This is a genomic window from Pseudomonas sp. D8002, from assembly GCF_013385695.1.
In the GTDB taxonomy this organism is placed as follows: domain Bacteria; phylum Pseudomonadota; class Gammaproteobacteria; order Pseudomonadales; family Pseudomonadaceae; genus Aquipseudomonas.
Genome location: NZ_JACAPM010000033.1, coordinates 85,139 through 106,442 on the forward strand (window position 1 = coordinate 85,139; position 21,304 = coordinate 106,442).

Genomic DNA, 21,304 nt, shown 5'->3' on the forward strand with positions numbered 1-21,304 from the left:
GATTTCAGGCGAAATTCGGCCGCCTCAAAATAAAAAAGAAGTTTCGTACATTGATAGTGGAAGGGTCTTTTATAAATACAGAAATGCAGTTAAACAGCCAGTACTGACTAACGAGAATACTCTTACACCACCATTCACCAGAGCTGCTTATTTATAGAGAAACAGCTGACAAAGATGATTAAGCCCGCCACTGCCTTTTTCAAACTTCCTGCAGCCGCGCAGTCCCGAACAGGCTAACGCTCGGCAACTCACCCGGCTCTGCTTGCAACCGTACGGGTGCGGTACCGCCCGGCATCACCACCGCCACCTGACCCGCCGTCACCCATCCTACAGACCAGGCGGCGCATGCCACCGCACTGGCGCTGGTCCCGGAGGACGCCGTGGGCCCCTCACCACGCTCAAACACCCGCGCGATCACGCGATTGCCTGAATCCCGGGCGACCCATTGCAGGTTGACCCCGGAAATACAAGGTTGGCCGGCCCCGGCAGGTGGTGCGAAAGCAATCGCCCTCAGCGGATCGAACCAGGCTGATCGATGCAGCTGGGCGTTGTCCGGCAACGCTGACGCGTCCTGTACCAGCGTCACACAATGCGGGTTGCCCACACGCACAAACTGGCTGTGATTCCACTCGGGGTTGAGCGCAGCCAGTGGCGAAACATGGCTCACCTCAGTTCCCTCAAGCGAGACCGCGCCCACACCAACAGCCCCTACCGCCAAAGGCCCGAACTCGGGACGCCCCAGCGCCAGCCAAAAGCCCTGCACCTGTTCGTACTCCGCCGGCTCAACCCGCGTAACCACCGGCGACAGTGCGTCTGTCTTGTCGTGATGCACCCGCAACTCACAGCCTTGCGCCATCAATCCCTGGTCGGTCAACGACTGGGCAAAGATCGTCAGGCCATTGCCACTGCGTTCGGCCAGGGAACCGTCGGTGTTGACGATCAACAGGTCAAAAGGCGGCGCGGCCTGGAACGGCCCCACCAACAAACCGTCACAACGATGCGCCTTGGCCTCGGCCGGGCGCGGCAACTCATCCCAACCGCACTCGGCGGCAATCGCCGCCAACGCCCAAACACCTCGGGTGCCAGCGGCCAAGTCGGCACGGTCCGGCACGTCGATACCCTTGCTGCGTAACTGCGCCGGGCTTACCACCCCGTAGATATTCCCGCGGGCGTCGTAGAACAGGGTCATTGCGCAGTCCGCATAAAGATTCGTACCACCTCTTCCAGGTGCTTGCGCATCGCCTGTCGCGCACCCTCCACGTCTCGCAATTCCAGTGCATCGAGGATCTTGCGGTGCTCGTCTTCCGAGCGATGGGGCATGTCGTCCGAGGTGTAATGCGCCTGCAACCGCTGGAACATGCTGCCGTAACGATGCCCCAGCAAATGCGCAATCATCAACGCATACGCCGGATTGCCCGAGGCCTGGGCGATGCGAATGTGAAACAGGCGATCGCCCGGATGGGTATGGGAGCCGTCGCGGTTGTCCTGCACATTACGCTCGAAGGCCTCGCGGATCCCCGCCAGCTCTTCGTCGGTGGCATGTTTGGCGGCCAGGGCGGCGGCTTCCGGCTCAATCAGGCGACGGGCCTGGAGCAGGGAAAACGGTGGAATCTCGGCATTGAAGTCGACGTGCAGGTTGAGTTCCGGATCGAACTCTTTCCATTGATCCCGGGTGGCCTGGGCCATCACCGGTTCCTGGCTGACTGTCGGTTGCACGGGTTCACACACCAGCACGCCGTTGCCCACCCGCACATCTACCAGGCCGATCACCTCCAGGGCAATCATCGCCTCACGCACGGAAGCGCGACTCACGCCCAGCAGTTTGGCGAGTTCACGCTCAGCGGGAAGTCGACTGCCCGGCGGAAATTCTCCGCTGTCGATCAACGCTCGCAACTGGTCGGCAATCTGTCGATAAAGACGTTGGTTATCAATCACTTGAAATGGCATCTAGGCTCAGCTCGATTCATGCACAGCACGGTCAAAGCGATCAACCCGCAAAAAAGCCGCTTGTTGACCGGGATGACCCATGCTAAAAATTGGATCAATGGCCTGACCATTGGATCGTTTCCAGTGTGCTGATCATAGCAAACCCCCCAGGGTTCGCTATGCCGCAGATGCAGGTGTTTCACGCCCTCAATGGCCTGACCATTGAGCCAATAACAATAATCAAGGGAGTCTGTCATGGACCTCACCGGTAAACGCGTGCTGATCACCGCCGCCGCCCAGGGCATTGGCCGCGCCAGCGTCGAAGCCTATCTGGCGGCAGGGGCCGAAGTGATTGCAGCCGACATCAATCAACAGGCGCTCGCTGACTTGTCGGGCGCGCAAACGGTCTTGCTCGACGTCACCGACGCCAGCGCTATTCAAAGCCTTGCTGCCGAGATCGGCCCGCTCGATGTGCTGTTCAACTGCGCAGGCGTGGTGCATGCCGGCAATATCCTCGAATGCCCGGAAAGCGACTGGACGTTTGCCCTGGACCTGAACGTCACCGCCATGTACCGCATGATCCGCGCGTTTCTGCCGGGGATGCTGGCGGCGGGCGGCGGCTCGATCATCAACATGTCGTCGGTGGCCTCCAGCCTCAAGGGCGTGCCCAACCGCTTTGCCTATTGCGCCAGCAAGGCGGCCGTCATCGGCCTGACAAAATCCGTCGCGGCCGACTTTGTCACCCAACGCATCCGCTGCAACGCTATCTGCCCGGGCACCGTGGAGTCGCCTTCGCTGCAGCAACGCATCGTCGAACAAGCCCGCCATGAAGGCCGTCAACAGGACGAGGTGTACGCCGCCTTCACCGCGCGCCAGCCGATGGGACGCCTGGGCACGCCCCAGGAAATTGCCCAGCTGGCGCTGTACCTTGGCGCCGATGCCAGCGCGTTTACCACCGGCACCACCCAGATCATTGACGGCGGCTGGAGCAACTGACCGCCCACTTCCAATAAGAGGATTGCTCATGAAATTGCTGCGCTATGGTGAAAAAGGTCAGGAACGCCCGGCCCTGCTGGACGCTGATGGACGTCTGCGTGACCTGTCCGCCCACATCAGTGATATCGCCGGTGACGCCCTGCTCCCGCAAAACCTCGCTCGCCTGCAAGAACTCGACCCCGCGAGCCTGCCCCTGGTACCGGGCAATCCGCGTTTGGGCGCCTGCGTCGGCCAAGTGGGAAAATTCATCTGCATCGGCCTGAACTACGCCGATCACGCTGCCGAAACCGGCGCCCCCATCCCTGACGAACCGATCATCTTCAACAAGTGGACCAGCGCCATCGTCGGCCCCAACGACGCCATCGAAATCCCCCGCCACTCCACCAAGACCGACTGGGAAGTGGAGTTGGGCGTGGTGATCGGCCAAGGTGGCCGCTACATCGAGGAAAGCCAGGCCATGCAGCACGTGGCCGGCTACTGCGTGATAAACGATGTCTCCGAGCGCGAGTTCCAGCTGGAACGCGGCGGCACCTGGGACAAGGGCAAGGGCTGCGACACCTTCGGCCCGCTCGGCCCCTGGCTGGTCAGCCGCGATGAGATCGCCGACCCGCACCAACTGTCGATCTGGCTGGAAGTCGACGGCCACCGCTACCAGAACGGCAACACCCGCACGATGATTTTCCAGATCCCCAAACTGATCAGCTACCTCAGCCAGTTCATGAGCCTGCAACCGGGGGATGTGATTTCCACCGGCACCCCGCCCGGTGTCGGCCTGGGGATCAAGCCCACGCCGGTCTACCTCAAGCCCGGGCAAAAAATCCGCCTGGGTATCGAAGGCCTCGGCGAACAGAACCAGACCACCGTCGACGCCTGACAAGAGACTAGGAGCCGCTCATGACTACCATTACCGCGATTCGCGTCGAAGATATCCGCTTTCCTACGTCCCAGTCCCTGGACGGTTCCGACGCTATGAACCCGGACCCGGACTACTCGGCCGCCTATGTGATTTTGCAGACCGACAACCCGGCCCTTGAAGGCCATGGCCTGACCTTCACCATCGGCCGTGGCAACGAGATTTGCTGCGCGGCGATCCAGGCCATGCAGCCGCTACTGGTGGGCTTGACCCTGGAATGGATCGCCGAAGACATGGGCCGCTTCTGGCGGCATGTCACCAGTGACAGCCAGTTGCGCTGGATCGGCCCGGACAAGGGCGCAATCCACCTGGCCACCGGCGCGATCGTCAATGCCGCGTGGGACTTGTGGGCCAAGGCCGAAGGAAAACCCCTGTGGCGCCTGGTCGCCGACATGAGCCCGGAACAGCTGGTGCGCTGCATCGATTTCCGCTACATCACCGACTGCATCACCTCCAGCGAAGCCCTGGCCTTGCTGCGCCAACGCGCCGAAGGCAAGGCTGAACGCCTGGCCGACCTGCAAGCCAACGGCTACCCCTGCTACACCACCTCCGCCGGCTGGCTCGGTTACGGCGACGAAAAGCTGCGCAGGCTGTGCCAGGAAGCGGTGGATGCCGGCTTCAACCACGTCAAGCTCAAGGTCGGCCACGACTTGCAGGATGACCTGCGGCGCGTACGCATCGCCCGCGAAGTATTGGGCCCGGACCGCCAATTGATGATTGACGCCAACCAGGTGTGGGAAGTCGACACCGCCATCGATTGGGTGCGCGAATTGGCGTTTGCCAAGCCGTGGTTCATCGAGGAACCCACCAGCCCCGACGATATCGAGGGCCATCGCAAGATCCGCCAGGGGGTGGCGCCGGTCAAGGTCGCCACCGGCGAGATGTGCCAGAACCGGATCATCTTCAAGCAATTGATCATGCGCGAAGCCATCGACGTGGTGCAGATTGACGCCTGCCGCCTGGGCGGGGTCAACGAGGTGCTGGCGGTGATGCTGATGGCGGCCAAATATGGCCTGCCCGTGTGCCCGCATGCCGGCGGTGTCGGGCTTTGCGAGTACGTGCAGCACCTGTCGATGATCGACTACCTGTGCATTGCCGGCACCCACGAAGGCCGGGTGATCGAGTATGTCGACCATTTGCACGAGCATTTCGAGGAACCTTGCGTGGTGCGCGGTGCGGCCTATCTGCCGCCGAAGGCGCCGGGCTTTTCGATCCAGATGAAAGCCGCGTCCCGGGAGCAATACCGCCACCGGCCGTGAGCTGGACCGCAATTTGAATGGACGGAGCACAATAACAATGTCGTCCCCATCACCTTTGAGGCTCGATGCGCACCAGCATTTCTGGCGCTACCGGGCCGCTGATTATCCGTGGATCGGTACGGCTGAGGCCGACTTGCGGCGGGACTTTCTCCCACAGGACTTGCGGCCGTTGCTCGACGCTGCCGACCTGGATGGCTGCATTGCCGTGCAAGCCCGCGCCGGTGAGCAGGAAACCGACGCGCTGCTGGAAATGGCGCGGCAGCACCCATGGATACTCGGCGTCGTCGGCTGGGTCGACCTGTGCGACCCACGCCTGGAACAGCACCTGGAACAGTGGCGCGACGCACCGGGACTCAAGGGCTTTCGGCATCAGATTCAGGATGAGCCTACGCCTGCCAGCTTTATGGCCGACGCCAGGTTCTCCCGTGGCCTGCAACACCTGCAGCAACAAGGCTACGTCTACGAGGTGCTGATCCGCTGCGCCGACCTCGACGCCGCGACAGCCCTGTGCCAGCGCCACGACCGGCATCATCTGGTGCTGGACCACCTGGGCAAACCGGACATCGCCAACGGCCCCGTCGGTTGGGCCGAACACCTGGCGCCACTGGCCGCCCTGCCCCACGTCAGTTGCAAGCTGTCGGGCCTGCTCACCGAAGCCGGGCCCGAGCAACGCAACGCCCGAGCCCTGCGCCCCTACATCGAACTGGCGCTGGAATTGTTCGGCGCCGAGCGCCTGATGTTCGGTTCGGACTGGCCGGTGTGCCTGCTGGCCGGGGAATACCAGGGCACCTGCCAATTGCTGCAACAGACCCTCGGCCCACTGTCGCCCGATGAACAGCAAGCCATCTGGGGCGGCACCGCCCAGCGGGTCTATCACCTTGAAGGAAACTGCCCATGAATCTGCATTTGCAGGACCGCGTGATCATCGTCACCGGCGGCGGCTCGGGGATTGGCGCCGCCATTTCCCTGGGGTTGATTGCCGAAGGCGCAATCCCGGTAATTTTCGGCCATCAACCGTTGTCACCGGCCTTCGCGGCCGAGCTTGAGCAGCACGGTCAAAGCCACTTCATCCGTGTCGAGTTGCGCGATGAGGACGCCTGCCGCGCAGCCGTCAACGAGGTGTTGCAACGCTTCGGACGCATCGACGGCCTGGTGAACAATGCCGGGGTCAACGACGGCGTGGGCCTGGATGCGGGCCGTGCAGCGTTCGTCGAATCCCTGGAAAAGAACCTGATTCATTACTACTTGATGACCCACTTGTGCCTCGATGCCCTCAAGGCCAGCCGCGGGGCAATCGTGAATATCAGCTCCAAGACGGCCCTCACCGGCCAGGGCGGTACCAGCGGTTATACCGCCGCAAAAGGTGCGCAGCTGTCACTGACCCGGGAATGGGCCGCCTCCTTGCTGGAGTTCGGCATCCGGGTCAATGCCGTGGTGCCCGCCGAGGTGCTGACGCCGCTGTATCAACGCTGGATCGACGGCTTCGACAACCCCGAGGCCAAGCTCGCCGCCATCGTCGAAAAAATCCCCTTGGGCAAACGGATGACCACTCCCGAGGAAATTGCCGACAGCGTGCTGTTCCTGCTCTCACCCCGCGCCTCCCACACCACCGGACAGTGGCTGGTGGTGGATGGAGGCTACACCCACCTCGACCGGGCGCTGACATGAGCGGCCAACGTTACTGCCTGGCGCTGGACCTGATCGACGATGCGGCATTGATCGCCGAGTACCAGCAGCTGCATCGACGCATCTGGCCTGCCGTGGCAGAGCATCTGCGCAGCCAGCAAATCCTGGAAATGCAGATCTGGCGCCTGGGCACGCGGCTGTTCATGGTCATGGACACCGCGGCCGGGTTCAGCTTCGAAGGGCTGGACCACGCTGCACGCGCCAACCCCGACGTGCAAGCCTGGGAAACCCTGATGTGGCGCTTCCAGGCCCCCACGCCGTGGACTGACCCCGGCGGCAAATGGCAGCCCCTGGAGCAGATTTTCCGCCTTACCGACCAACCCTGATACCCGCTGCATCGCACGCCTTGATCCCATAAAAACAACAGGAGAAGCGTCATGTTAAGCAAAGATACACACCTGCCAGGCACCCGTGCCGTGCCGACCTATCGCTGGGCGCTGATGCTGGTGACCAGTCTGTTTTTCCTCTGGGGCTTGTCCTACGGTTTGCTCGACGTACTGAACAAGCACTTCCAGGAAGTCCTGCACGTCAGCAAGGCCCAGTCCGGGCTGTTGCAAAGCGCCTATTTCGGCGCGTACTTCCTGATCGCCTTGCCGGCCGGGTTGTTGATGGACCGCCACGGCTACAAGGCCGGGATCCTGCTGGGCCTGTGCCTGTATGCGGCGGGCGCGCTGCTGTTCATGCCGGCGGCGGCAGCGGCGAGCTTTCCGTTTTTCCTGTTCGCGCTGTTTGTCATCGCCTGCGGCCTGGGCTGCCTGGAGACCGCTGCCAACCCCTATGCCACGGTGCTTGGGGAACCCCAGGGCGCCGAGCGGCGGTTGAACCTGGCGCAATCATTCAATGGCCTTGGCCAGTTCTTCGGCCCGCTGATTGGCGGCGCGATGTTCTTCAGCGCCGGCAGCACACCGGCCTCGGACATGAGTTCGTTGCAGACCACCTACGTGGTGATCGCGGTTCTGGTACTGCTGGTGGCGCTGCTGATCGCCCGCACGCCGCTGCCGGATTTGCGCGCCCAGGAACAGGCACTGCAACCGACGGCCGGCAAAGGTCTGTGGCAGCACCGGGAGTTTGTCGGTGGGGTGATCACGCAGTTTTTCTATGTGGCGGCCCAGGTCGGAGTCGGCGCATTTTTCATCAACTACGTCACCGAGCATTGGGCACAGATGGGCAATCAGCAAGCCGCCTATCTGCTGTCGATCGCAATGCTGGCCTTCATGTTCGGGCGCTTTTTCAGTACCTGGCTGATGGGCCGGGTCAGCGCGCAGAAGCTGCTGCTGATTTATGCACTGATCAATATCGCGTTGTGCGGCCTGGTGGTGATCGGCCTGGAAGGTATCTCGGTGATCGCGCTGATCGCGGTGTTCTTCTTCATGTCGATCATGTTCCCGACGCTGTTCGCCATGGGCGTGAAGAACCTCGGGCCGCACACCAAGCGCGGCAGTTCGTTCATGATCATGGCGATCGTCGGCGGCGCCCTGATGCCCTACTTGATGGGCAAGGTGGCGGACAACAGCACAGTGGCGCTGGCTTACCTGTTGCCTATGGGGTGTTTCGTGATTGTGGCGGTGTATGCCCGTAGTCGCTTGCGCCATCCGTGAAGTACCGCCCCGGCGTCGTCCCGAACGTACGCCGGAACATCGCAATAAAGGCACTGACGTTTTCATAACCCAGGTCCAGCGCAACCCGGGTCACGGGTGCATGCGCCGCCAGCAACTCCAGGGCGCGCAACAATCGCGCGCGCTGGCGCCACTGGCTGAAGGTGAACCCGGTCTCGGCAATAAACCGCCGGGCCAGGGTACGCGGCGAGACACCGGCCCACTGCGCCCAGTGTTCCAGCAGGCGGTTGTCGTCGGGACTGTCGGCCAGCGCCTGGGCGATGCGCAACAGGCGCGGGTCCCGGGGCAGCGGCAAGCCGAATGGTTCCTGGGGCAACCCGGCGATTTCATCAAGGATCACCTGGGCGATCCGTGACTGTGGCGGCTCGAGCAGCAGCTGGCTCCAGGTTGCCGCGCGCCTGACGGCTTCCAGCAACAAGGCCGACGTGGCGATAACGCACGTCTGTCGGGGCAGCCCTGCACATGCCTGGGGTTCGACATACACACTCCAGCCATCAAACGGCCCGTGGGAACGCAAGGCGTGGGAACAATCGGGGGCAATCCACACCGCATGGGTGGCCGGTACTACCCAATGCTGGTGCGCCGCCTGCACCGACAACAACCCGCGCTGGGCTCCGAGCAATTGCCCGCGGGCATGCTGATGAAGGGCCGTGGTGCGTGCTACCGGACTGCTGCGCAACGTCGCCACCAGCAACGGACCGCCGGTCGCATTGGCGAGCTGGGCTGAAACGAGTGTTGACGGCATATGGCAGCTTTACCGTATTGAATGACCTGGATAAGGCAGTGTAGCCATTTGCGCACGCCCAGACTGCGGATTCATTCATTGAGGGCTCCGCCATGCGTGCAGAAGACGTGCTTCCCGACCATCTCGACCAAGGCCAATTCAATGGCGTGACCGTGCGCAAGGGCACGGTGGGCGCATTCCTCGCCAACGCCAGAACCTGGTGCGATCCGGCCACCCCGGACGAGCAGCGCTTGCTGGCCGAACAGGACATCCTGCAAGCCCTCCCCGCCCTGCAGGCCCTGGGCCTGTTTGAAGTGTTGCAGGTGCGGGATGGCAAACTGGCGCGGCTGCTGAAGTAGGAGGATCGGCCTGGAAGGTGGTAATCCGTCGCTGGAAGCCCGGGGTTCACCAGTTCTCGCGGGGATTACGCACCTTCCAGGCCACCTCGCACCTCAAGTTGTTACTTGTCCTACGAACTGATAGTGGTTGGAAAGGCCCGTCGCGTTCCATGATCCTGGAAAAAATGTTTGGCCCTGTGTTCAGGCATGCCAAGGGAACCCGGCTCGCTCGATACGGCCTGATGTGCAAGGATGTTGCGCTGCACATCGTTCGTTGAACGCAAAACCAAGGATTTTTCATGACCGCCATCAGCACCCCAGCGCCCGTGGTACCCGGGCGGCTGGAACAAATGTCGACCCGCATCGCGTTTTTCATCGCCGGCTTCGGCATCGCCGCCTGGGCACCACTGGTGCCTTATGCCAAGGCCCGCGCCCAACTCAATGAGGGCACCCTCGGCCTTTTGCTGTTGTGCCTGGGGGTGGGCTCGATGATCGCGATGCCGGTCGCCGGGGCCCTGGCGTCGCGCTACGGTATCCGGCGAGTGGCCACCGGCGGCACCCTCCTGATCTGCCTGGGCCTGCCGATGCTGGCCACCGTCACCTCGATTCCGTTGCTGATGGCCGCGCTGTTTGTGTTTGGTGCCGGCCTGGGCACGGTGGACTCCACGGTCAACCTGCAAGCGGTGATGGTCGAACGAGCCAGCGGCAAGACCATGATGTCGGGCTTCCACGGGCTGTTCAGCCTGGGCGGGATCGTCGGGGCGGCAGGTGTCAGCGGGCTGCTGGGGTTGGGCTGGTCGCCGTTGCAGGCCACCCTCGCCGTGATCGTCGTCATCGTAGTGGCCTTGCTCAAGGCCGGGCCACACCTGCTGCCTTACGGCAGTGAAAGCTCCGGGCCGGCCTTTGCCGTGCCCCACGGCGTGGTGCTGTTTATCGGCTGCCTGTGCTGCATCGTGTTTCTTGCCGAAGGCGCCGTGCTGGACTGGAGCGCGGTGTTCCTGAGCGCCGAGCGCGGCCTTGACGAAGCCTATGCGGGCCTTGGCTACGCAGCCTTTGCCTTGACCATGACCGTCGGGCGCCTTACCGGCGACAGGATAGTTCGCCGCCTGGGCGCAACCCGGGTGATTGTATTCGGTGGCGCGCTCGCCGCCGGCGGCATGCTGTTGGCGACGCTATTACCTGCGTGGGAAACCGCCCTGCTGGGGTATGCTCTGGTCGGTGCCGGGTGTTCGAACATCGTACCGGTGCTGTACACCGCCGTCGGCAAGCAGACCGTCATGCCGGAACACATTGCGGTGCCCGCCATCACCACCCTGGGCTACACCGGCATTCTCGCCGGCCCTGCGGTGATCGGCTTCATCGCCCATGGCAGCAGCTTGAGCACTGCCTTTGTGCTGATTGCCGTACTGCTGATCGGTGTGGCGATCAGCGGGAAAATACTGCGGGTCTGACCACCCAGCCCCATCACGCCTCGTACATTGAGGCGTCAACCCGGGGTCATTTGGCTTTCTGGAGTTCCAGCCAGCGATCAAGGGTTTTGTTGCTGAGCCAGCCCGCCTGGTGATGACTGCCGAAAATTCGCCGACCGCTGTCGGCGGTGTTTTCCAGCGACCGCAACAAGCCCGGCCGGTCCACAAGGTTTTTCGCCATATACACCTGCTGTTCGTCGTATTTCTTCTTCGGTAGCCCCGTGGCCGGGTCCAGTACAACTTGGCCATGGCTGTCGAGCTCATCCGGGTCTTTGCTCATCATCGCCAGCACCTCGATATTGACGTAGCAGATCTGCTCGAAAAACCCCATGCGGTCCCGCGACCGGTCCCGTAACTCGGTGAACATTTCCTTGAACAGACGGACGAGATCGGCATTGTTTTTTGTGTGGAAAGGGTCCGGGCTGAAGGCACTGGGATCGCTGTTGCCGAACACGACGTTCTCGGCCTGTGCCAGGCTTTCGCGGGTGATGTAGCCGTCCTGGTCGAGGATCGCATCGATCAGGCGCGGACGCTGGATGATCGCCTTGGCAAGCAGGATAGCGCTGTCGGCCTCTCGGCTGGCACCGAGCTTTTTACTGGCGATTCGTTGCAGTGAAGACAGCTTCAGTCCGTCAGTTCTCATGGAGTTTTTTCAGCATGGCAAATTGGGCGTTCGCCGCGCTCACCAAATCGCTGTCCGGCAAACGAATGTAGGGATTGGGCCCGCGGAGGCGGCTGGCCACTTCGTTCTGAAGCCCCAGGTGTTGCAGCAGACTCCTGCAGTGACTCTCCCCCCGCAAAGGAGGCCGATAGCCTGATGAGCGGACAGGCGCCCCGCCGGATTGATGGCTGTGCTTTCGCGCAGCCTCACCGGGTTCACTTGAAGCGGCGTGAATTGCCCGTGTACCGCCGTCCAGTGCCGGGGCAATACAGGGTGTAGCACCGAGGTGCTGGCAGACCGACCCGCCGTTGATTGTCATGATTCATCTCCACCATTTTCCGGTTCCACATTGACCTGGTCATCATCCCGGCAATCGCCGTATCGCTCAGGTGAAAACAGGCCAAAGGTGTGTGGTGTGCCGGTGGCAATGGTTCCGAGATAGAGCAGCGTTCCAATGACAACATGTAAAAACCGAAGAATCAGTCGGCTTTTCGAGACCCTGGCGAGGTCGGTTTTGTCTCCTGCCAAAGGTCTTTGATCGCTGCGACCATAGCGCCCATCACCGCGCGCAACGGGCGTAACCCAGGCGCGTGGGAGGCAGGCAACTGCCCGTGCGGCAACATGCCTTTGATGAAGTCGTCAGCCGCCGGGGCCTGGAATGTGTGCTGCCCGGTGAAGTTCTTCACTCGCCGGGCTTCGGCGCCCTCTTCGCACCGTTTGCCCGGTGCGGCAACGGGGGGCGGTTGCAGGGTATCGCTGCCCGTCGGCGCAAGACAGGCTGGCTGATAGCCAGGATTTTGCGATCCACACGAAGGTGTAGCCATGTCTGAGCCCTGGCTGAGAGTTTGAAAGCAGCGGATTGAGCAAGGCAGGTCATCACGCCGCGAGAGGGTCGCGGCGTGATCGAGCTAAAACAGGTTCAGAGAGAGGTGGCGCAGGGCGGCTCTGCCGATCTTGCCGTCATACCGGTCAAGAGAGTCCATCAGCGTTAACAGGCTTGAGCGCTGAGTGACTTCCTTGGCCAACTCGATGAGCCGCTGTTGCTTTGGGTCGCTCGACGACGATGCGGCCAATTTTTTCAAATCTTTGATACTGATGGAGCGGCTCCAGATACCCTTCAGGGCGTCGAAGTCCTTCAACATCTGTTCGGCGAGCTGTTGGTCGGTCTTGTACTTCAAGGCGTTGCCGGAGTCGAGCACGGCGTTGAGGTCCCGCCGGGAGATTCGACCATCCAGATCACCGGTCCTGCCGGCTCGGTCAAAGGCTTGTATTACGTCTGGGCGTCGCAGCAGTTCCCGGGCCAACAGAATGTTCTCATTACGGTCCTGGTCGTTGGTCAACCGTCTGCCCGCCATCTCCTCCAGGCTTTGTTTTGTGATGAAGGGCTGGCCCGGCACCGTGAACGCATCAAATTTGTTCTTGAGGAGGTTCCCCAGTTGATCGGGGGTTTGCCTCGAAAAGTGTGGGTCCGGGCGACCGTATCCCGGGTCAGGCTTGCAGGGGGTCGGACGGCAGTGTCCGGGAAGAGGCCTGAGTGGAATGGAAGGGTCAGGACGACCATAACCGGGGTGAGGCCGGAACGGATTGAACAGCTTGTGCAGAATGTCCTGAAGCTGTCCGATCAGCCCGCCCAGGAACGAGTTTGCATAGGACGCCCGGAATGAGTTGTTGGCGGCACCATGGGGATCCATCGTGCTCTGGGTCGTCGGCCCATTCGAATACACCGGGCCGACTCCATTCTGTGGCACGTTGAAGCTGATGTGGATCGCCCCCTGCCCGGAGCGTGAGCGTGACTGCGTCGATGTGGCGGCATCAGTATGCGGCTGCGCGGCGTTATCAGAGGGGTTGGCAACAGTTGAGTTGGATAAGGTTACCGACATAGGCATCTCCAGTTCGGCGTATTGACACGATTCACTCCCGGCTCAAAGACACCTCGGCGATACAAGGTATCCCATGGAAAGTGGGCACCTCCTTGTGTGGTAGACCTGTCGGATTCAGTTCCTGCGGACGCAGAAAATCGTTAGAAAAAGAGTAGGAAGAAGGGCTATGGCGAGGGGGCTTGCGCCCCCTCGTCACTGTCGATACCTGGGATCAGGCACGCATCAGAAGCCGACGCTGGCCTGCACGAAGAACGTGCGCGGTTCACCCAGGTAGATCCCGGAGTTGTTGTCGCTGGAGCGGGTGTAGTGTTCCTGGTTGAACACGTTTTTTACCCCGACGCCCAGCTTCAGGTTCGACAGTTGCGCACCGAAGTCATAACCGCTGCGCACGTTGACCGAGACGTAGCCGGGAATATCCCCGTACTGGCCATCAGCAGTCGGCTGGGTGATGTAGGTGGTACCGGTGCCCGGCGCACGCTGGCCGGACTGGGCATAGACGTCCAGGTTGTGGGTCCAGTGGTTCATGTCGTAACGCAGCCCCAGGGTGGCCACTTCACGGGAGTACAGCGGCAAGTCGCGGCCCTTGAAGGCAACGTCGCCTTCGGAGGTGGCCCTGGTGTAGGTGAAGCCGGCGTTGGCGGTCAGGCCGTCCAGGCGCGGGTCGAGGTTCGACAGGTCGTAATGGGCCGACGCTTCGATGCCCTCGTGCTTGGTAGCGCCGAGGTTGGTCCAGCCCACATCGTTGCTGACGTATTGCAACTCGTCCGAGAAGTCGATGTAGAACAACGTCACTTCGCCGCCCCAGACGTTGTCGTTGTAGCGGGTACCGATTTCGTAGGTCTTGGCTTTTTCCGGGTTCAGGCCGTTCGCGGTCTGGTCGCCGTTACCGCCCTGGCCCAGCTGGAAGTATTGCAGGCTGCCGAAGGAGGTTTCGTAGTTGGCAAACAGCTTCCAGGCATCGGAGACGTGGTACATCACGCTCAAGGCCGGCAGCGGTTCGTTGTTGTGGATCTCGCGACGTTTCTCCTGAACCGTGGCGCCATTGAGGCCTACCACCGGACGGTCGTGCCATTCGGTGCGGATCTGCTCAAAGCGAATGCCCGGGGTGACGGTCCATTTGCCGATATCAATCTTGTTGTCGATATAGAACGAGTTGGCCTCGGTGCCACCGGTACGGTCCTGGTACACGTGGCCGTCACTCTGGCCCACGGGCGTCGGCACGTTGTTGACCAGCGCCAGGCTGGTGGCCTGCTCGTGCATGCCTTCCTTGAGGTAGCGATAACCGACGCTGACTTCCTGGGTGCTCGGCCCCAGGTCAAATACATGGGACACACGCGGCTCGATGCCGAAGGTGTAGTAGGTGCGCGGGTAGGAACCCAGGGTCTTCAGGTCGCGGTTGGCGATGTTGCTGCCGCGGAAACTGTCGGAGTAGTAGGTCAGCACTTCAGCCTGGGTGCGGTCGTCGATCTGCCGGATGTACTTGAAGGACATATCCTTGCGCCGGCCATTGAAGTTGTCCCAGTCACGTACCGATTGATACGGGTTGGCGTCGTACTGCTTCTGGGTCAGGCCGCCGGGCATGTCGGCGCTGGCGTCGTAGTAGTGGAAATTCAGCGAGAAATCGTCTTGATCGGTCGGCGCCCAATGGGTCTTGAAGATCACGTCGTCGATGTCGTTGGAGTTGTTGCGGTCGCGGTAACCATCGCCCTTGGTCCCGGAATACAGCAACGCAGCACCGATACCGTTGTCGGCGGTGCCGCCGATGAAGGCGTTTTCAATGTGTTTCCAGCCGCCGTGGGCCGCGGTTTCCAGGGTGGTGCCGACTTCGCCGGAGAATTTTTCCGGGATGGCCCGGGTGACGAAGTTGATCACGCCGCCGACGTTCTGTGGTCCATAACGTACGGAGCCTGCGCCACGCACCACGTCGATGCTGTCGAGGTTGCCGGAGGAAATCGGCGCCATCGACAACTGCGGCTGGCCGTAGGGTGCAAACGCTGCCGGTACGCCGTCGATCAATACCGTGGAGCGTGGCGACAGACGCGAGGTCAGGCCGCGTACCCCGACGTTGAGGGAAATATCACTGCCACCGGTGCCGTTGGCCTCCTGTACCTGCACCCCGGGAATGCGCCGCAGCACGTCACCGACGTTCATCGCGCCCTGCTCCACCATGGCTTCACGGCGCACCACGGTGCGCGCCCCCGGGTGGTTCTGCACCACTTCGGCATTCGCGTCGCCGAGCCAGTCGCCAACCACCTTGATGTCGGTGGCACCCAACTCCAGCGGCGAACCGGCTTCGCCGGTGCCCTTGCCCAGCGGGCGCAGGGTCACGGAGCCCGCATCGATCTGGTAATCCAGGCCGCTGCCCTGCAGCAACTGGCGCAGCGCTTGTTCGGGCGACAGGTTGCCGTCGACGGCCGGGGCTTGTTTGCCGGCCACCATGTCGGGGCTGAAGAACACTTGCAGCGACGTCTGCTGACCCAATTGGCTCAAGGCCGAACCCAGGGACTGGGCCTGGATATGAATGCCATCGTCAGCATAGGCCGCCGGCAGTGCGGCGCTGACGGCCAGCGCCAGGGCGAGGGGTGCCCAGCGGGATGATTTATTGTTTTTCATGGCGAGTTTTTTCACGTCGAACGTAGTCCTGTGATCGCAAGAGAGTGCGGCTGTTAATGCAAACCAGTTGCAGTTGCACAAGAAGACGAAGAACTCGAAAAAAACCTGAATCTATCGCGAAATTATTTCCTGGCTACCGTCCGGCAAGGTGCGCAAGGCCACCGGAAGAATGTGCGGCAAGGCCTTGAGCAAGGCGTCGGTGTCGGTGGATTTGAACACGCTGGTCAAGCGCAGGTTGCTCACCGCGGGCGCGCTGACCCGCAAAGGTTGCTCGCGGTAACGTGAGACCTCCCGAGCCACTTCGCCGAGGGTGGCGTTGTTGAACACCAGCTTGCCGGTGCGCCAGGCCGTGAGCTCTTCAGGGTTGACGGCGTAGGCAGCCGCCACCTGGCCCCGGGTATCCACATGGGTGCCCCGACCGGCCGTGAGCATCACGATGTCATCGGATGAGCGCCCTTGCACTTTGACCGTACCGGCCTCGACCACCACGCGGGTCTGGTCGTCATCGCGGCGCACGTCGAAACGCGTACCGGTGACCGTCACCTGCCCTGCCCCGGCGTCCACCACGAAGGGCCGGCTGGTGTCGTGCTCGACGCTGAACATGGCCTCGCCCTGCTTGAGCTCGATGCCGCGCTGGCCTTTTACATAGTGCACGGCCACCACGCTGCGGCTGTTCAAGTCCATCAGCGAGCCGTCGGGCAACGCCACCTGCCGGTGCTCCCCCAATGCAGTGCGGAACTCGGCGTTATACGTCGCCGGATGATCCTGGCCACTGAACAACCCCAGGCCCAGGGCCACCGCCAGCACACTTGCAGCCACTGCATAACGCAGCACGGGCCGGCGCTTCGCACGCGGTTGCGGGGCATCGCACAACGCCTGCAAGCGCGCCTTGGGCACCAGATCGGTGGCACTCCACAAGCCTTGCAGCACATCAAATTCGTACTGGTGCTCGGCATGCTCTGCACGCCAGGCATCAAAACGCTCGCGTTCTTCTGCGCTCAATGGGCTGTCCTGCACACGCACAAACCATTGCGCCGCCTCGTCGCGGACCGTCGCGCTGCCGCAGGCACACTCACGGGTATCCATCATGGAAGATCCTGTTTCAAAGCGGGCATTGGTCATGGTGCCATCGCATCCAGGCGGTCACGTAGATGCCGCAGGGTGCGGATCATATACTTTTCCACCATGTTTTTAGACAGGCCCAGGCGTTCGGCGATTTCCTGCTGGGTCAGGCCCTCGATTTTCTGCCAGATGAAAATCTTGCGGCAATTGAGCGGCAGCTCGGCCAGGGCTCGCTCGATGGAATCCGCCAGCTGGATCGCGTGCATGAAATGCTCCGGGTCGCCACTGTGGGGCGAACTCTGATCAAAGGCTTCCAGGGCCATCGCCTCCCGCCGGTCCTCGCGGCGATAGGCGTCAACGGCGATATTGCGCGCCGTTTGATGCAGATAGGCTCGAGGTTGCTCAACCTTGGTGGCGCTGGATTCAAGCACCCGCACAAAAGTGTCGTGGGCCAGGTCTTCGGCCTGCTGACGGTTTCTCAGGCGGCGCGTCCAGGTCCCGATCAACTCTTCGTAGTGCTCGAAAAAGCCTGTTCTGCGGGGCGGCTGAGGAGTCATCAAGGAAGCACTGGGGAGGCGGGGTGTGAATAGTAATGCTTCCTATTAAGTGGAGCAATTGCTTGCCGTCGTCCTCTTTCCTCGACCCTTGTACAACCCGCCCAATCCCGGCAGCATTCGCCCGTGACTTTCACGGACGAGCACCTTATGACCCTGCCCTTTTTCGCCCCCGTACTTCTCACCACCGAACGCCTGGGCCTGCGCCCTCCCCATCAGGATGACTGGCGCGCGCTGTTTGCCATTTGGTCCGACCCCGAGGCCATGCGCTACTTTTCCTTTCCCACCATGACCCGCGCCGAGCAAGCCGTTGAACGCTTCGGCCAACTGATGGAGGCATCGATTGCCGGTGAAGACCTGGTGTGCATGGTGGAGTTGCTGGCCACCGGCGAGGTGATCGGCAGTTGCGACCTGTTCAATGTCGACGAGCAATGCCGCCGCGCTGAAATCGGCTTTACCCTGGGCCGCCAGCATTGGGGCAAGGGCTACATGAGCGAAGCCGCCCGCGCCGTGATCGACCATGGGTTCAACACCGCCGGGCTGCGCCGCCTTGAAGCCGACATTGACCCACGCAACCTGGGCTCCGCAAAGCTGCTTGAGCGCCTGGGTTTCGTCCGCGAAGGCTTGCTGCGCGAGCGCTGGGTGGTCGGCGACGAGATCTCGGACAGCGCGCTGTATGGCCTGCTCAAGCGTGACCGTCCTGCCTGACCCACAACGGGCGCCCCTTCTTCAGGCCGACGATCAGGGCCAAGAGGATCAAGCCCATGGCCTGCCACTGCGAAACCCCGGGGCGCTCACCCAGGATCAGCATTGAGCTGACGATGCCGAACACCGGGATCAGCAGTGACAGGGGCGCCACCCGGGAAACCGGGTACTCGCGCAACAGCAGGTTCCAGCCCCAGTAACAGAAGTGCGTCGCGCCATACACCTGGAACGCCAGCGAGAACAACGCCACGCCGTTCAGTTGAGCAGGCAAAGCGATAAAGGCTTGCGAGCCATCCAGCAGCCACGTCAACAGCACCAGCGGCAACGGCGCAAACAGGCTGGCCCAGACCACGAACCCAAAGATCTCCCGCACCCGGGAAACCTTGATGATGATATTGCCGATGCTCCAGGCCAGGGCACTGAACAGCACCAGGGCAAACCCCAGCAGCGTGGCCGTCCCCACCACGCCCAGCAGCATGCCTGCCAACCCCATGGCCGCCAGCAGCACACTGATCAATTGCGCCAGGGAAAGGCTTTCCCGAAACAGCAGCACGCCCCAGCCCAGGGTGAAGAATGCGCTGAACTGGATCAGCAGCGAGGCACTGCCAGGGGGTACGCCCATGGCGATCCCGAGGTTGATCAAGGCCCACATCGCCACCCCGAATATCAAGCCATAGGCCGCCAGCCACTTCACCGCGACCTGGGGCCGGCGCACCAGGAACACCCAGGGCAACGCCGCCAGGGTGAACCGCAGGGCCGTCAGCAACAGCGGGTTGATCTCGGCCAGGCCGAGTTTGGTAATGGGGAAATTGAGTCCCCACACAGCCGTCACCAGGACGGCCAGTAACAGGTGTTTTTGCTTCATCGTGACGGGTCCATTGACTCGGTGGCACGACAGGAGGCCGTGCATCAGATAGATTTTTTCGTAAACCGCGATGGCCCGCCTGCGATTGTGGGTCAACAAAGGCTAGAATCAGGCCATGCCCGATATTCATCCCTACGAAAACACCCCGCGCGACGTGGTCGTGACCGCCATCGACTATGCCGACGGCGAGCTGTTCCCCGCCCACGCGCACCCGCGAGGCCAGTTGGCCTATGCCAGCCAGGGTGTCATTACCGTCTACAGTGCCATCGGTAACTGGGTGGTGCCGCCCCGCCGCGCGATCTGGGTGCCGCCGCATGTGTCCCACGCCATGCTGATGCGCGGGCCGGTGACGATGCTCAACACCTACATTCGCCCGCAGGCGGCGCGGCGGCTGGAGTTGCCGCAACAGTGCCAGGTGCTGGATGTGTCGCCGCTGCTTGGGCAGTTGCTGGAGAAGGCCGTCGAGGTACCTGCGCGTTACGCGATGGGTGGCCGCGACAGCTATTTGATGGGCTTGCTGCTGCACGAGATCGCCCGGATGCCGGTGCTGCCGCTGTGTGCGCCGTTGCCGGCCGAGCCTCGATTGGCGAAGGCCTGCGAAGAGTTTCTGGCTGGGCCTTCGTTGGAGGTCAGCATTGATGCCATGGCCTTCGGCGCGGGGATGAGCCGCCGGACGTTTACCCGGCAGTTTCGTCAAGCCACGGGTATCAGTTACCTGCAGTGGCGCCAGCAAGCCTGCCTGCTGGCGGGGATTGTGCGGCTGGGCAATGGGGAACCGGTGACCAGGGTGGCGCTGGATTTGGGGTATAGCAGCCCGAGTGCGTTTGCGACGGTGTTCAAGCGTGTGTTGGGTGAGGTGCCGAGTCGTTATTTCAGCAACGAGTTGCGACGCTGATTGAGACCGGTGGGGGGATTTGTGGATGGATTGGTCCGGGGTATTTACCCGTTGCTGCGGTAACGGCGTCAATGACTTTACCGACGCGGTACTACGGGAAAAAATCCGCTTCAGGTAATCTGTCTGTCACCTTGATTGACAGATCAGACGGTTTTGGAGCGCCTCATGCAACGCATTGGTTTCATCACCTTTTCCGGTTTCGGCGTCATGAGTTTCTCTGCACTGTCAGTTTTCGAGAGTGCCAATAATGCATTGGGTAAAACCCATTACGACGTACGTCTGATCTCGGAGCACGGCGGGCCGGTACGCAGTTCACTCGGCGTGGTGGTGCAGACTGAAGCCTTCGGCAAGACTGCATTCGACACGGTGATCATCGGTGGCGGCAATGACCGCGAATTCACGCCCGGCTTGCTGGATTACCTGCGTCAGGCTGCCAGAAATAGCCGACGCCTGGCCGCCACCTGCTCCGGAACCTTCTTCCTGGCCCAAGCCGGTTTGCTTGACGGTATGCGAGCGACCACCCACTGGTTTTTCGCGGCAGAATTCCGCAAACGCTACCCCAAGGTGCGGCTGGAAGAGGAGCGTTTGTTTATCGTCGACGGTTCGCTATGGACAAGCGCCGGCATGACCGCTGGCATCGACCAAGCCCTGGCGATGGTCGAAGCCGATCTTGGCGCGACGGTAGCGCGGGCGGTATCGAAAACCTTCATCCTGCAAAACCGCCGTGCCGGGGGGCAGCCACAGTCCTCGGCACTGCTGGACATGGAACAGAAGACCGACCGTATCCAGACTGCCATAGCCTATGCGCGCAATAACCTGCATCGCAGCCTGAGCCTCGACGAACTGGCCGAAGCAGCCCATTTAAGCCTGCGCCAATTCAGCAGGGCGTTTCGAGCACAGACCGGCGTATCCCCAGCCAAAGCCATTGAAAAGCTGCGGATCGAAACAGCCTTGGTGCTGATCCAGGACGGCCGTCATCCTATCGAAGGCATTGCCCGCCAGACCGGCTTTGGCGACAGCGAACGCATGCGAAGGGCATTTATCCGCGAATTCGGCAAACCGCCGCAGGTGATGCGGCGCACGGCAAGAAGCCGGTCGGAAACGGCGGCATCGGGAATGTCCAGAAACGAGGGTTAAATGGC

The 21,304-nt window shown here is 62.0% G+C and carries 22 protein-coding genes; 12 read left to right on the forward strand and 10 right to left on the reverse strand.

What is annotated here, in order from left to right:
- Nucleotides 1–199: 199 nt before the first annotated feature.
- Together HX807_RS20080 and HX807_RS20085 are read right to left on the reverse strand one after the other, a co-directional pair.
- Nucleotides 200–1,189 (reverse strand): diaminopimelate epimerase, encoded by a 990-nt coding sequence (locus HX807_RS20080; protein WP_102604549.1) that lies wholly within the window; start codon nt 1,187–1,189, stop codon nt 200–202.
- The gene (locus HX807_RS20085) at nt 1,186–1,947 is read right to left on the reverse strand and encodes a FadR/GntR family transcriptional regulator (RefSeq protein WP_008432767.1); all 762 of its coding nucleotides are present in this window, start codon (nt 1,945–1,947) and stop codon (nt 1,186–1,188) included. Before HX807_RS20085 ends, HX807_RS20080 begins: the two co-directional genes overlap by 4 nt.
- A gap of 234 nt (nt 1,948–2,181) precedes the next feature.
- Between HX807_RS20085 and HX807_RS20090 the strand changes: the two genes are divergently transcribed.
- Genes HX807_RS20090 through HX807_RS20120 form a run of 7 tightly spaced genes read left to right on the forward strand, consistent with a single transcriptional unit; the run spans nt 2,182 to nt 8,378 of the window.
- Nucleotides 2,182–2,922, forward strand: a complete 741-nt coding sequence (locus HX807_RS20090; protein ID WP_177050820.1) for an SDR family oxidoreductase — start codon at nt 2,182–2,184, stop codon at nt 2,920–2,922.
- A gap of 28 nt (nt 2,923–2,950) precedes the next feature.
- On the forward strand, nt 2,951–3,796 hold the full coding sequence (locus HX807_RS20095) for an ureidoglycolate lyase (RefSeq protein ID WP_177050822.1): 846 nt from the start codon (nt 2,951–2,953) through the stop codon (nt 3,794–3,796).
- A gap of 20 nt (nt 3,797–3,816) precedes the next feature.
- The gene (locus HX807_RS20100; RefSeq protein WP_003219522.1) at nt 3,817–5,094 is read left to right on the forward strand and encodes an L-fuconate dehydratase; all 1,278 of its coding nucleotides are present in this window, start codon (nt 3,817–3,819) and stop codon (nt 5,092–5,094) included.
- Nucleotides 5,095–5,131: 37 nt separating this feature from the next.
- Nucleotides 5,132–5,992, forward strand: a complete 861-nt coding sequence (locus HX807_RS20105) for an amidohydrolase (protein ID WP_023658957.1) — start codon at nt 5,132–5,134, stop codon at nt 5,990–5,992.
- Nucleotides 5,989–6,762, forward strand: coding sequence for an SDR family oxidoreductase (locus HX807_RS20110; RefSeq protein WP_177029068.1), 774 nt, complete (start codon nt 5,989–5,991; stop codon nt 6,760–6,762). Before HX807_RS20105 ends, HX807_RS20110 begins: the two co-directional genes overlap by 4 nt.
- Nucleotides 6,759–7,106, forward strand: a complete 348-nt coding sequence (locus HX807_RS20115) for an L-rhamnose mutarotase (RefSeq protein ID WP_177041749.1) — start codon at nt 6,759–6,761, stop codon at nt 7,104–7,106. Before HX807_RS20110 ends, HX807_RS20115 begins: the two co-directional genes overlap by 4 nt.
- A gap of 51 nt (nt 7,107–7,157) precedes the next feature.
- Complete coding sequence (locus HX807_RS20120) at nt 7,158–8,378, forward strand: sugar MFS transporter (protein WP_003219513.1); 1,221 nt, start codon at nt 7,158–7,160, stop codon at nt 8,376–8,378.
- Here HX807_RS20120 and HX807_RS20125 read toward each other — a convergent pair.
- On the reverse strand, nt 8,320–9,141 hold the full coding sequence (locus HX807_RS20125) for a helix-turn-helix domain-containing protein (protein ID WP_032899034.1): 822 nt from the start codon (nt 9,139–9,141) through the stop codon (nt 8,320–8,322). The two genes, HX807_RS20120 and HX807_RS20125, sit on opposite strands and share 59 nt — an antisense overlap.
- A gap of 92 nt (nt 9,142–9,233) precedes the next feature.
- Between HX807_RS20125 and HX807_RS20130 the strand changes: the two genes are divergently transcribed.
- Together HX807_RS20130 and HX807_RS20135 are read left to right on the forward strand one after the other, a co-directional pair.
- A complete protein-coding gene (locus HX807_RS20130) occupies nt 9,234–9,479 on the forward strand; it encodes a hypothetical protein (RefSeq protein ID WP_008432748.1) in 246 nt (81 codons plus the stop codon).
- A gap of 278 nt (nt 9,480–9,757) precedes the next feature.
- On the forward strand, nt 9,758–10,909 hold the full coding sequence (locus HX807_RS20135) for an MFS transporter (protein ID WP_008432746.1): 1,152 nt from the start codon (nt 9,758–9,760) through the stop codon (nt 10,907–10,909).
- A gap of 46 nt (nt 10,910–10,955) precedes the next feature.
- Here the strand turns inward: HX807_RS20135 and HX807_RS20140 are convergent, their stop codons facing one another.
- The 6 genes from HX807_RS20140 to HX807_RS20165 all read right to left on the reverse strand — a co-directional run bounded on the left by HX807_RS20140 (nt 10,956) and on the right by HX807_RS20165 (nt 17,700).
- Nucleotides 10,956–11,570 (reverse strand): hypothetical protein, encoded by a 615-nt coding sequence (locus HX807_RS20140; protein ID WP_008432744.1) that lies wholly within the window; start codon nt 11,568–11,570, stop codon nt 10,956–10,958.
- A gap of 497 nt (nt 11,571–12,067) precedes the next feature.
- Nucleotides 12,068–12,412, reverse strand: a complete 345-nt coding sequence (locus HX807_RS20145; RefSeq protein WP_238544218.1) for a hypothetical protein — start codon at nt 12,410–12,412, stop codon at nt 12,068–12,070.
- Between the two features lie 84 nt (nt 12,413–12,496).
- Nucleotides 12,497–13,468, reverse strand: coding sequence for a type III secretion protein (locus HX807_RS20150; RefSeq protein WP_177050823.1), 972 nt, complete (start codon nt 13,466–13,468; stop codon nt 12,497–12,499).
- 222 nt (nt 13,469–13,690) lie between these two features.
- On the reverse strand, nt 13,691–16,096 hold the full coding sequence (locus HX807_RS20155; RefSeq protein WP_177050826.1) for a TonB-dependent receptor: 2,406 nt from the start codon (nt 16,094–16,096) through the stop codon (nt 13,691–13,693).
- A gap of 96 nt (nt 16,097–16,192) precedes the next feature.
- Nucleotides 16,193–17,167: a FecR family protein gene (locus HX807_RS20160; RefSeq protein ID WP_177050834.1), complete on the reverse strand. Its 975-nt coding sequence runs from the start codon at nt 17,165–17,167 to the stop codon at nt 16,193–16,195.
- Between the two features lie 32 nt (nt 17,168–17,199).
- Nucleotides 17,200–17,700, reverse strand: coding sequence for a sigma-70 family RNA polymerase sigma factor (locus tag HX807_RS20165; RefSeq protein ID WP_003219490.1), 501 nt, complete (start codon nt 17,698–17,700; stop codon nt 17,200–17,202).
- Between the two features lie 147 nt (nt 17,701–17,847).
- Here HX807_RS20165 and HX807_RS20170 point away from each other — a divergent pair, with 147 nt between their 5' ends.
- Nucleotides 17,848–18,405: a GNAT family N-acetyltransferase gene (locus HX807_RS20170; protein WP_008432737.1), complete on the forward strand. Its 558-nt coding sequence runs from the start codon at nt 17,848–17,850 to the stop codon at nt 18,403–18,405.
- Here the strand turns inward: HX807_RS20170 and HX807_RS20175 are convergent.
- Complete coding sequence (locus tag HX807_RS20175) at nt 18,383–19,267, reverse strand: EamA family transporter (RefSeq protein ID WP_177020140.1); 885 nt, start codon at nt 19,265–19,267, stop codon at nt 18,383–18,385. The genes HX807_RS20170 and HX807_RS20175 overlap by 23 nt on opposite strands.
- A gap of 115 nt (nt 19,268–19,382) precedes the next feature.
- Here HX807_RS20175 and HX807_RS20180 point away from each other — a divergent pair, with 115 nt between their 5' ends.
- Nucleotides 19,383–20,162: a helix-turn-helix domain-containing protein gene (locus HX807_RS20180; RefSeq protein ID WP_177050828.1), complete on the forward strand. Its 780-nt coding sequence runs from the start codon at nt 19,383–19,385 to the stop codon at nt 20,160–20,162.
- Between the two features lie 165 nt (nt 20,163–20,327).
- Complete coding sequence (locus HX807_RS20185; RefSeq protein ID WP_008432734.1) at nt 20,328–21,299, forward strand: GlxA family transcriptional regulator; 972 nt, start codon at nt 20,328–20,330, stop codon at nt 21,297–21,299.
- Nucleotides 21,300–21,304: the final 5 nt, after the last annotated feature.

Bases quoted from the DNA above. Each gene is read 5' to 3' on its own strand.
- HX807_RS20130 (WP_008432748.1), top strand. From the start codon at position 9,234: ATGCGTGCAGAAGACGTGCTTCCCGACCATCTCGACCAAGGCCAATTC.
- HX807_RS20115 (WP_177041749.1), top strand. From the start codon at position 6,759: ATGAGCGGCCAACGTTACTGCCTGGCGCTGGACCTGATCGACGATGCG.
- HX807_RS20125 (WP_032899034.1), bottom strand. From the start codon at position 9,141: ATGCCGTCAACACTCGTTTCAGCCCAGCTCGCCAATGCGACCGGCGGT.
- HX807_RS20145 (WP_238544218.1), bottom strand. From the start codon at position 12,412: ATGGCTACACCTTCGTGTGGATCGCAAAATCCTGGCTATCAGCCAGCC.
- HX807_RS20160 (WP_177050834.1), bottom strand. From the start codon at position 17,167: ATGGATACCCGTGAGTGTGCCTGCGGCAGCGCGACGGTCCGCGACGAG.
- HX807_RS20170 (WP_008432737.1), top strand. From the start codon at position 17,848: ATGACCCTGCCCTTTTTCGCCCCCGTACTTCTCACCACCGAACGCCTG.
- HX807_RS20185 (WP_008432734.1), top strand. From the start codon at position 20,328: ATGCAACGCATTGGTTTCATCACCTTTTCCGGTTTCGGCGTCATGAGT.
- HX807_RS20135 (WP_008432746.1), top strand. From the start codon at position 9,758: ATGACCGCCATCAGCACCCCAGCGCCCGTGGTACCCGGGCGGCTGGAA.
- HX807_RS20120 (WP_003219513.1), top strand. From the start codon at position 7,158: ATGTTAAGCAAAGATACACACCTGCCAGGCACCCGTGCCGTGCCGACC.
- HX807_RS20105 (WP_023658957.1), top strand. From the start codon at position 5,132: ATGTCGTCCCCATCACCTTTGAGGCTCGATGCGCACCAGCATTTCTGG.
- HX807_RS20095 (WP_177050822.1), top strand. From the start codon at position 2,951: ATGAAATTGCTGCGCTATGGTGAAAAAGGTCAGGAACGCCCGGCCCTG.
- HX807_RS20080 (WP_102604549.1), bottom strand. From the start codon at position 1,189: ATGACCCTGTTCTACGACGCCCGCGGGAATATCTACGGGGTGGTAAGC.
- HX807_RS20165 (WP_003219490.1), bottom strand. From the start codon at position 17,700: ATGACTCCTCAGCCGCCCCGCAGAACAGGCTTTTTCGAGCACTACGAA.
- HX807_RS20110 (WP_177029068.1), top strand. From the start codon at position 5,989: ATGAATCTGCATTTGCAGGACCGCGTGATCATCGTCACCGGCGGCGGC.
- HX807_RS20180 (WP_177050828.1), top strand. From the start codon at position 19,383: ATGCCCGATATTCATCCCTACGAAAACACCCCGCGCGACGTGGTCGTG.
- HX807_RS20175 (WP_177020140.1), bottom strand. From the start codon at position 19,267: ATGAAGCAAAAACACCTGTTACTGGCCGTCCTGGTGACGGCTGTGTGG.
- HX807_RS20150 (WP_177050823.1), bottom strand. From the start codon at position 13,468: ATGTCGGTAACCTTATCCAACTCAACTGTTGCCAACCCCTCTGATAAC.
- HX807_RS20140 (WP_008432744.1), bottom strand. From the start codon at position 11,570: ATGAGAACTGACGGACTGAAGCTGTCTTCACTGCAACGAATCGCCAGT.
- HX807_RS20085 (WP_008432767.1), bottom strand. From the start codon at position 1,947: ATGCCATTTCAAGTGATTGATAACCAACGTCTTTATCGACAGATTGCC.
- HX807_RS20090 (WP_177050820.1), top strand. From the start codon at position 2,182: ATGGACCTCACCGGTAAACGCGTGCTGATCACCGCCGCCGCCCAGGGC.
- HX807_RS20100 (WP_003219522.1), top strand. From the start codon at position 3,817: ATGACTACCATTACCGCGATTCGCGTCGAAGATATCCGCTTTCCTACG.